Raw genomic sequence first — 9185 nt, 5'->3', positions numbered from 1 at the left:
TTCCGTTTCGACTGCGCCGGAAGTGGGGCGAATTATAGACTTCCAGAATCTGCCGTCAACACTTATTTTCACAAATCTGTCATATCGATCAAAAACGCCCTTAAAAGCAAAGGCCGCCCCCAAGGGGGCGGCCTTTAATACCCTTCTACTTATTACAAGCTAGGGAAGGCAAACTGCGATGCTTCATGGCTGGCACGCTGTGGCCAACGCTGAGTGATCGCCTTGCGACGGGTATAGAAACGCACACCGTCTGGACCGTAGGCATGCAGGTCGCCAAACAGCGAACGCTTCCAGCCGCCGAAGCTGTGGTAAGCCACCGGCACCGGCAGCGGTACGTTGACGCCCACCATCCCGACTTCGATCTCGTCACAGAACAGACGCGCCGCTTCACCGTCACGGGTAAAGATGCAGGTACCGTTGCCGTACTCGTGATCGTTGATCAGTTGCATGGCCTCCTCCAGGCTGTTCACTCGCACGACGCACAGCACCGGCCCGAAGATCTCTTCTTTATAGATGCGCATTTCCGGGGTGACGTTGTCGAACAGGCAGCCACCAAGGAAGAAGCCTTCTTCATGCCCCGGCACGCTCAGGCCACGACCGTCGACCACCAGTTTCGCGCCCGCCTTCACGCCATCCTCGACATAACCGCTGACCTTGTCCCGCGCCTGACCTGTGACCAGCGGCCCCATGTCCAGGCCACAGGAAGTGCCGGCACCGATTTTCAGCGCCTTGATCTGCGGCACCAGCTTGACCACCAACGCATCGGCCACCTGGTCGCCGACACACACGGCAACCGAGATCGCCATGCAGCGCTCGCCGCAGGAACCGTAGGCCGCGCCCATCAGGGCACTGACCGCGTTATCCAGGTCGGCATCCGGCATCAGCACGGCGTGGTTCTTCGCCCCGCCCAGTGCCTGCACGCGCTTGCCGCGCTTGGTGCCTTCGGCGTAGATGTATTCGGCAATCGGCGTCGAACCGACGAAGCTCAGTGCCTTGATCTCCGGCGCTTCGATCAGCGCGTCCACCGCAGCCTTGTCGCCGTGCACCACACTCAGCACCCCTTTCGGCAGGCCGGCTTCCAGCAGCAGCTGGGCGATCAGCAGGGTCGAACTCGGGTCACGCTCGGATGGCTTGAGGATGAAGCAGTTGCCGCAGACGATCGCCAGCGGATACATCCACAGCGGCACCATCGCCGGGAAGTTGAACGGGGTGATGCCGGCAACCACGCCCAGCGGCTGGAAGTCGGACCAGGCATCGATGTTCGGGCCGACGTTGCGACTGTACTCGCCCTTGAGGATTTCCGGAGCGGCACAGGCGAACTCGACGTTCTCGATACCACGCTTGAGCTCACCGGCGGCGTCTTCCAGGGTCTTGCCGTGTTCTTCGCTGATCAACTGGGCGATGCGCGATTCGTTCTGCTCCAGCAGTTGCTTGAAGCGGAACATCACCTGGGCACGCTTGGCCGGCGGCGTGTTGCGCCAGGCCGGGAAGGCAGCCTTGGCTGCATCGATGGCGTTCTGGATGGTTTCGCGGCTGGCCAGCGGTAGCTTGTGGATCGCCTGACCGGTGGACGGGTTGAACACATCGACCGCGCGACCGCTCTCGGTCACCAGTTCACCATTGATCAAATGCGGGATAACGCTCATCGGGGAACTCCTGAAGTTGTCCACAGGCACCCGCCAAGGGGCGCCTGCTCTATATAGATGACTTTGAACATGAGCCAAACCACGATGGCGCCTATGAGTACGCCATCGCGAGCAAGCTCGGCTCCTACAGTTTTGGGGAATCAGTCGAGCTTGTTCAGCACTTCGCCGACGGCATCGAACAGACGGTCCAGATCCTGCGGCTTGCTGTTGAAGGTCGGGCCGAACTGCAGGGTGTCGCCGCCGAAGCGTACATAGAAACCGGCTTTCCACAGGGCCATGCCCGCTTCGAACGGACGCACGATGGCATCGCCATCCCGTGGCGCAATCTGGATGGCACCGGCCAGGCCGAAGTTACGGATGTCGATGACATTCTTCGCACCCTTGATGCCGTGCAGCGCCTTCTCGAAATGCGGCGCCACCTCAGCGACGCTCTGCACCAGGTTTTCCTTCTGCAGCAGATCCAGTGCCGCCAGGCCGGCCGCGCAGGCCACCGGGTGCGCCGAGTAGGTGTAGCCGTGGGGGAATTCCACCGCGTACTCAGGGGTCGGCTGGTTCATGAAGGTCTGGTAGATCTCGGAGCTGGCAATCACCGCGCCCATCGGAATCGCGCCGTTGGTGACTTGCTTGGCGATGCACATCAGGTCCGGGGTCACGCCAAAGCTGTCGGCACCGAACATCTTGCCGGTACGGCCGAAACCGGTGATTACTTCGTCGAACACCAGCAGGATGTTGTGCTGGTCGCAGATTTCCCTCAGGCGCTTGAGGTAACCCTGTGGCGGCACCAGCACGCCAGCGGAACCGGCCAGCGGCTCGACGAACACCGCAGCGATGTTGGAGGCGTCATGCAATTCGATCAGCTTGAGCAGCTCGTCGGCCAGGGCGATACCGCCCTGCTCCGGAATGCCACGGGAGAACGCGTTGCTTGCCAGCAGGGTGTGCGGCAGGTGGTCGACATCCATCATCGCCTGGCCGAACAGTTTACGGTTGCCGTTGACCCCGCCGAGGCTGGTGCCGGCAATGTTCACGCCGTGGTAGCCACGGGCACGGCCGATCATCTTGGTCTTGGTCGACTGGCCTTTCAGGCGCCAGTAGGCGCGCACCATTTTCACCGCGGTATCGGCGCATTCGGAGCCGGAGTCGGTGAAGAACACATGGTTCAGGTTGCCCGGGGTCAGCGCGGTGATTTTCTCGGCCAGCTGGAACGACAGCGGGTGACCGTACTGGAAGCCTGGCGAGTAATCGAGGGTGCCCAGTTGCTTGGCCACCGCTTCCTGGATTTCCTTGCGGGTGTGGCCGGCACCACAGGTCCACAGGCCGGACAGCGAGTCATAAACCTTGCGCCCCTTGTCGTCGACCAGCCAGCTGCCTTCGGCGGCGACGATCAGACGTGGATCGCGCTGGAAGTTGCGGTTGGCGGTGTAGGGCATCCAGTGAGCATCGAGCTTGAGCTGGCTGGCCAGGGAAGCTGGAGCGTTTTCATGCATGTTCATGGGGCAAAACCTCGCAGGGCAATAAGCGGCGCAGGGATCGGAAAGCGTTGTTGCAGCTAAGTTGCCACGGCTATAAAGTCGGTGAAATCCAACTTTTATAACCTTCAGTCAGTGGTTCACTAAACTATGAGCAGCCGTCGCGCCGACCCGCTGGCGCAAGTCAGCGACTTTGATATCCGCCTGCTGCGGATCTTTCGCAGCGTGGTCGAGTGCGGTGGCTTTTCCGCCGCGGAAACCGTGCTCGGCATCGGTCGCTCGGCCATCAGCCAGCAGATGAGCGACCTCGAGCAACGCCTCGGCCTGCGCCTGTGCCAACGCGGGCGCGCCGGCTTCTCGCTGACCGAAGAGGGTCGCGAGGTGTATCAATCGGCCCTGCAACTGTTGAGTGCCCTGGAAAGTTTTCGCACCGAGGTCAACGGCCTGCACCGTCACCTGCGGGGCGAACTGATCATCGGCCTGACCGACAACCTGGTCACCCTGCCCCACATGCGCATCACCCATGCCCTGGCTCAACTGAAGGAACGCGGGCCGGACGTGCAGATCCAGATCCGCATGATCGCCCCCAACGAAGTCGAACAAGGGGTGCTCGACGGTCGCCTGCATGTCGGCGTGGTGCCCCAGGCCAGCGCCTTGTCCGGGCTGGAATACCAGCCGCTGTACAGCGAACGCTCGCTGCTTTACTGCGCCGTCGGCCATCCGCTGTTTTATGTCGACGACAAGCAACTGGACGATCGGCGCCTCAACGAGCAGGACGCCATCGCCCCGACTTTCCGCCTGCCCGCCGAGATCCAGGCCCATTACCAGGCGCTCAATTGCACCGCCAGCGCTTCGGACCGCGAAGGCATGGCGTTCCTGATCCTGACCGGACGCTACATCGGTTACCTGCCGGACCACTACGCCAGCCTCTGGGTCCAGCAGGGACGACTACGCGCCCTCAAACCCGCTTCACGTTTTTATGACCTGAGCCTGGCATCGGTCACACGCAAGGGCCGTCGCCCCCATTTGGTGCTGGAAAGCTTCCTGGACAGCCTGGCGGCCACCCGCTGAAAAAAACAGAAGACGCCATCAAAGCCTCACATTCATTGGCTTACAGCGGAGATAACGCACAATAACCTGAGCACATGGACAGCTTTTTGCAGGGCACGAAGACCTTGAACCGTCAGCCCTGAGTTTCCAGTCCATGCAGCCAGACACCTCCCGCCAAAGCGATCTGATCTACGGCCTCGACGATCGCCCGAAACCGCTCGCCGCGATACTCGCCGCCCTGCAGCATGTGCTGGCGAGTTTCGTCGGCATCATCACCCCGCCGCTGGTGATCGGCTCGGCCCTGGGCCTGGGCGCCCACCTGCCCTACCTGATCAGCATGGCGCTGATGGTTTCCGGCGTCGGCACCTTCATCCAGGCGCGCCGGCCATTCGGGATCGGCGCAGGGATGATCTGCCTGCAAGGCACCAGCTTCGCCTTCCTCGGCGCAGTGCTGTCCGCGGGCTTTCTGGTCAAGCAACGGGGCGGCAGCCCGGAAGACATCCTGGCGATGATTTTCGGCGTATGTTTTTTCGGCGCGGCGGTGCAGATCGTCCTGAGCCGCTTCATCGGCCAATTGCGTCGGGTCATCACGCCGCTGGTCACCGGCATCGTGATCACCCTGATCGGCGTCAGCCTGATCAAGGTCGGCATCACCGACCTGGGCGGCGGCTTCAATGCCGCGGACTTCGGCGCCCCAGGCAATCTGGCGCTGGGGCTGTTCGTGCTGTTGACGATCATCCTGCTGAACCGCTCGAACACGCCCTGGGTACGGCTATCGGCAATCATCATCGGCCTGACCCTGGGCAGCCTCGCCGCCTGGTTCAGCGGCAAGCTGGTGCCCCAGGCATTGCCCGACCTGCCGCTGGTCAGCCTGCCGACGCCCTTCCGCTTCGGCTTCAGCTTCGACTGGACGGCGTTCCTGCCCGTGGCATTGATCTACCTGATCAGCACCATCGAAACCGTCGGCGACCTGACCGCCAACTGCATGCTTGCTCGCCAGCCCATCAGCGGCCCTTCTTATATAAGCCGGCTCAAGGGCGGCATCCTCGGCGACGGCGTCAGTTGCATGATCGCCGCGACCTTCAGCGCCTTCCCCAACACCACCTTCGCCCAGAACAACGGGGTGATTCAGCTGACCGGCGTGGCCAGCCGTCATGTCGGGCTGTATATCGGCCTGCTGCTGTTCTGCCTGGGCCTGTTTCCACTGATCGGCGCGGTGCTGCAGCAAATCCCCAAGCCGGTGCTGGGCGGCGCGACCCTGGTGATGTTCGGCAGCGTCGCCGCGGCCGGCGTGCGCATCCTCGCCCAGGCGCCGCTGGACCGGCGCAGCATGCTGATCATCGCCACCTCCTTCGGCGTCGGCCTGGGGATCGCGGCGCAACCGAACCTGCTGCACCTGTTGCCCAAGGTGGTGCAGAACCTGTTCGACTCGGCGATCACCAGCGGCGGCCTGACCGCGATCCTCATGTGCCTGTTGCTGCCGGAAGACCGGGCCGCGCTGCGTAGCGCAAATCCGGCTCGCGAAAGCGACACCCTGGAACCGCTTTGAGGGTTTTCTGCCCATTAAGACTTGTCTGAGGCCTGTGGGTGCGCTATCAACGCACTGGTTGCACCCACAGAACAGCTCGGAAACGCCTATGACCCTTGAAGTCCCAGCCCACGCCGGCCCTCAAACCGCCAAGCCCGCCAGCCGCATTCGCCAGAAAAACGAAGAAGCGATCATCAAGGCCGCCGAAGACGAGTTCGCCCGTCACGGTTTCAAAGGCACCAGCATGAACACCATCGCGCAGAATGCCGGCCTGCCCAAGGCTAACCTGCACTACTACTTCACCAACAAGCTTGGGCTGTATGTCGCGGTGCTGAGCAACATCCTCGAGCTGTGGGACAGCACCTTCAACACCCTGACCGCCGAGGACGATCCGGCCGAAGCGCTGAGCCGCTACATCCGCGCCAAGATGGAGTTCTCCCGGCGCCAGCCGCAGGCCTCGCGGATCTTCGCCATGGAGATCATCAGCGGCGGCGAATGCCTCAGCGAATACTTCAGCCAGGACTACCGCGCCTGGTTCCAAGGGCGCGCCGCGGTGTTCCAGGCCTGGATCGACGCCGGCAAGATGGACCCGGTGGACCCGGTGCACCTGATCTTCCTGCTGTGGGGCAGCACCCAGCATTACGCCGACTTCGCCACCCAGATCTGCCGCGTCACCGGTCGCAGCAAGTTGACCAAGCAGGACATGGAAGACGCCGGCAACAACCTGATCCGCATCATCCTCAAGGGTTGCGGCCTCAAGCCTGCCTTATAAAGAACACAGCGCATGCCCTTTACCCTCGCCGGCCTTTGCGAATACCGCGAAGAGATTCGCAAAAGCCGCTTTATCGCCCTCGCCGCACCGATCAACAGCGCGGCCGAGGCTCAAGCCTTTATCGAACAGCACAGCGATCTCAACGCCTCCCACAACTGCTGGGCCTGGAAACTCGCCGACCAATACCGCAGCAGTGACGACGGCGAGCCTGGCGGCACTGCCGGCCGGCCGATCCTCGCGGCCATCGAGGCCCAGGATTGCGATCAGGTCGCGGTACTGGTGATTCGCTGGTACGGCGGCATTCAACTGGGCACCGGCGGCCTGGCCCGAGCCTATGGCGGCAGCGCCAACAAGTGCCTGCAAGGCGCCGAACGCATCGAACTGATCAGCCGCGTAGCCCTGCGCTGCGCCTGCAGCTTCAGCGAGCTGGCCCTGGTCAAGCTGCGGCTCGCCGAACTCGGCGGGCTGCTGGTCGAGGAGCAGTTCACGGCCAACGGCGTGGAACTGCAACTGGCCCTGGGTGAAAGCCAGATCGCCACCCTGCAAAGCCAGCTGGCCGACCTGAGCCGCGGGCGCATCTTCTTGCAGCGCTGAGTGCACCAATACGCACCCACGCCTGGAAATCATCCTGTGCACAATGGCCCGGTGGATAGCCGACTTGCCCACACCTGCTGTGCACCCGGCTGTGGATAACCTGAGCACACTCGCCTGTAACCCTTTTGCAACGTGGCTTTGCGGCGGTTGCTCACTTTTCGTCCAATTGCTCGTCAAAAACATATTTTTCAAGTTAAAACAGCAAGTTAGCTCGGTTTATCGCTTTTAGAAGAAAGCCACACAGTGCTTATGCCCGACCTTTGGGCTTGCACACAAATACTGTGGAGCAAGCTGTGGATAACCCGTGCAAGGCTGCGCCAGCCGCCGATACGGCAAGGCTTGCAGGCACCTGATCATTTTTCGACCAGCCTCGTTCGGGTAAACCGCAGCCTTTTCAAGCACCTTGCCCTGAACTGGTGCCAAGTGCAGGTGCAGGGAACGAGCAAAGGGGGCACGAGGCCGCAGTTCATCGGGGCCCTGGCAATTTCCTGACTCCCTGGCCAGGAAATTGCTTTGTCCACCGGCATAACGTTCAGCAACCCGAGTCCGTCATGCCAAACCCTGTACCCATCCCCGATGCAACACCCCGCCTGCAACTACGCAGGATCACCAAGCGTTATCCCGGTTGCCTGGCCAACGACGGGATCGACCTGAGTATCCAGCCCGGGGAGATCCATGCCCTGCTCGGTGAAAACGGCGCCGGCAAAAGCACCCTGATGAAGATCATCTACGGGGTGACCCAGGCCGACTCGGGCGAGCTGATCTGGCAGGGGCAGCATCAGCTCATGCGCAATCCGGCCCAGGCGCGCAGCCTGGGGATCGGCATGGTGTTCCAGCATTTCTCGCTGTTCGAGACCCTGAGCGTGGCGCAGAACATCGCCCTGGCCATGGGCGCCGCAGCCGGCACGCCGAAGCAGCTGGAGCCGAAGATCCGCCAGGTTTCGCAGCGCTACGGCATGGCCCTGGAGCCGGAACGCCTGGTGCACAGCCTGTCCATCGGCGAGCGCCAGCGGGTGGAGATCATTCGCTGCCTGATGCAGGACATCCGCCTGCTGATCCTCGACGAACCAACCTCGGTGCTGACGCCCCAGGAGGCCGACGAACTGTTCGTCACCCTGCGCCGCCTGGCCAGCGAAGGCTGCAGCATTCTGTTCATCAGCCACAAGCTCGGCGAAGTCCGCGCCCTGTGCCACAGCGCCACGGTGCTGCGCGGCGGCCGGGTGGCCGGGCACTGCATACCCGCGCAATGCTCGGACCAGGAACTGGCGCGGCTGATGGTCGGCGAAGCCGCGGGCCTGATCACCGATTACCCGAAGGCCAAGGGCGGCGACGCCTTCCTGCAAGTCCAGAAGCTGTCCTGGCCCAACCCGGATCCGTTCGGCTGCTCGCTCAAGGACATCGACCTGGACGTGCGCAGCGGGGAAATCGTCGGCATCGCCGGGGTCGCCGGCAACGGCCAGGACGAACTGCTGGCCCTGCTCAGCGGCGAACAGCGCCTTGGCCGCGCCCAAGGCGCCACCCTGCGCTTCGCCGGGCAAGCCGTCGCCCACCTGCGCCCCGACGCCCGCCGCGGGCTGGGCCTGGCGTTCGTCCCGGCCGAGCGCCTGGGCCACGGCGCCGTGCCGGAACTGAGCCTGGCGGACAACGCCCTGCTGACCGCCTTCCAGCAAGGGCTGGTGAGCAAAGGCCTGATTCAGCGCGGCAAAGTGCTGGCCCTGGCCGAAGACATCATCCGCCGCTTTGCGGTGAAAACTCCGGACAGCCAGACCGCCGCCCGCAGCCTGTCCGGAGGCAACCTGCAGAAATTCATCCTCGGCCGGGAAATCCTCCAGCGCCCCAGGCTGCTGATCGCCGCGCACCCGACCTGGGGCGTCGACGTCGGCGCCGCCGCGACTATCCATCGGGCCCTGGTGGCCCTGCGCGATGCGGGGGCGGCGATCCTGGTGATCTCCGAAGACCTCGATGAACTGTTCCAGATCAGCGATCGCCTGGCGGCCCTGTGCAGCGGTCGCCTGTCGGCGCTCAAGGCCACCGCGGACACCAGCCTGATCGAGGTCGGCGGCTGGATGGCCGGCCAGTTCGATCCCCCCGTCCACTTATCTGCTCAGCCCGCGTAACGGAGCTCTTTA

At 63.2% G+C, this 9185-nt stretch carries 7 protein-coding genes; 5 read left to right on the top strand and 2 right to left on the bottom strand.

The features are described 5' to 3' along the window. Positions 1-152: 152 nt before the first annotated feature. Both PVZ80_RS07770 and PVZ80_RS07765 read right to left on the bottom strand, forming a co-directional pair. Complete coding sequence (locus PVZ80_RS07770; protein WP_273863627.1) at positions 153-1646, bottom strand: CoA-acylating methylmalonate-semialdehyde dehydrogenase; 1494 nt, start codon at positions 1644-1646, stop codon at positions 153-155. 140 nt (positions 1647-1786) lie between these two features. Next, positions 1787-3136: an aspartate aminotransferase family protein gene (locus PVZ80_RS07765; RefSeq protein ID WP_009046838.1), complete on the bottom strand. Its 1350-nt coding sequence runs from the start codon at positions 3134-3136 to the stop codon at positions 1787-1789. Positions 3137-3262: 126 nt separating this feature from the next. On the opposite strand from PVZ80_RS07765, the gene PVZ80_RS07760 reads away from it, so the two are divergent. From PVZ80_RS07760 to PVZ80_RS07740, 5 genes are all read left to right on the top strand, one after another. Next, positions 3263-4183 carry a LysR family transcriptional regulator gene (locus tag PVZ80_RS07760; RefSeq protein ID WP_009046837.1) on the top strand — a complete coding sequence of 307 codons (921 nt, stop codon included), beginning with the start codon at positions 3263-3265 and terminating at the stop codon, positions 4181-4183. 133 nt (positions 4184-4316) lie between these two features. Continuing rightward, on the top strand, positions 4317-5711 hold the full coding sequence (locus PVZ80_RS07755; RefSeq protein WP_273863626.1) for a uracil-xanthine permease family protein: 1395 nt from the start codon (positions 4317-4319) through the stop codon (positions 5709-5711). Between the two features lie 88 nt (positions 5712-5799). After that, on the top strand, positions 5800-6462 hold the full coding sequence (locus PVZ80_RS07750; protein ID WP_009046835.1) for a TetR/AcrR family transcriptional regulator: 663 nt from the start codon (positions 5800-5802) through the stop codon (positions 6460-6462). A 12-nt stretch (positions 6463-6474) separates the two neighbouring features. Continuing rightward, positions 6475-7056, top strand: a complete 582-nt coding sequence (locus PVZ80_RS07745) for an IMPACT family protein (protein WP_009046834.1) — start codon at positions 6475-6477, stop codon at positions 7054-7056. Between the two features lie 551 nt (positions 7057-7607). Then, on the top strand, positions 7608-9173 hold the full coding sequence (locus PVZ80_RS07740; RefSeq protein ID WP_028681565.1) for an ABC transporter ATP-binding protein: 1566 nt from the start codon (positions 7608-7610) through the stop codon (positions 9171-9173). Positions 9174-9185: the final 12 nt, after the last annotated feature.

The sequence above is a fragment of the Pseudomonas sp. B3G-3 genome, from assembly GCF_028640915.1.
In the GTDB taxonomy this organism is placed as follows: Bacteria; Pseudomonadota; Gammaproteobacteria; order Pseudomonadales; family Pseudomonadaceae; genus Aquipseudomonas; species Aquipseudomonas chlororaphis_I.
This window is presented reverse-complemented; position numbering and strand designations above follow the sequence as displayed.

Bases quoted from the DNA above. Each gene is read 5' to 3' on its own strand.
- PVZ80_RS07760 (WP_009046837.1), top strand. From the start codon at position 3,263: ATGAGCAGCCGTCGCGCCGACCCGCTGGCGCAAGTCAGCGACTTTGAT.
- PVZ80_RS07740 (WP_028681565.1), top strand. From the start codon at position 7,608: ATGCCAAACCCTGTACCCATCCCCGATGCAACACCCCGCCTGCAACTA.
- PVZ80_RS07750 (WP_009046835.1), top strand. From the start codon at position 5,800: ATGACCCTTGAAGTCCCAGCCCACGCCGGCCCTCAAACCGCCAAGCCC.
- PVZ80_RS07745 (WP_009046834.1), top strand. From the start codon at position 6,475: ATGCCCTTTACCCTCGCCGGCCTTTGCGAATACCGCGAAGAGATTCGC.
- PVZ80_RS07755 (WP_273863626.1), top strand. From the start codon at position 4,317: ATGCAGCCAGACACCTCCCGCCAAAGCGATCTGATCTACGGCCTCGAC.
- PVZ80_RS07770 (WP_273863627.1), bottom strand. From the start codon at position 1,646: ATGAGCGTTATCCCGCATTTGATCAATGGTGAACTGGTGACCGAGAGC.
- PVZ80_RS07765 (WP_009046838.1), bottom strand. From the start codon at position 3,136: ATGAACATGCATGAAAACGCTCCAGCTTCCCTGGCCAGCCAGCTCAAG.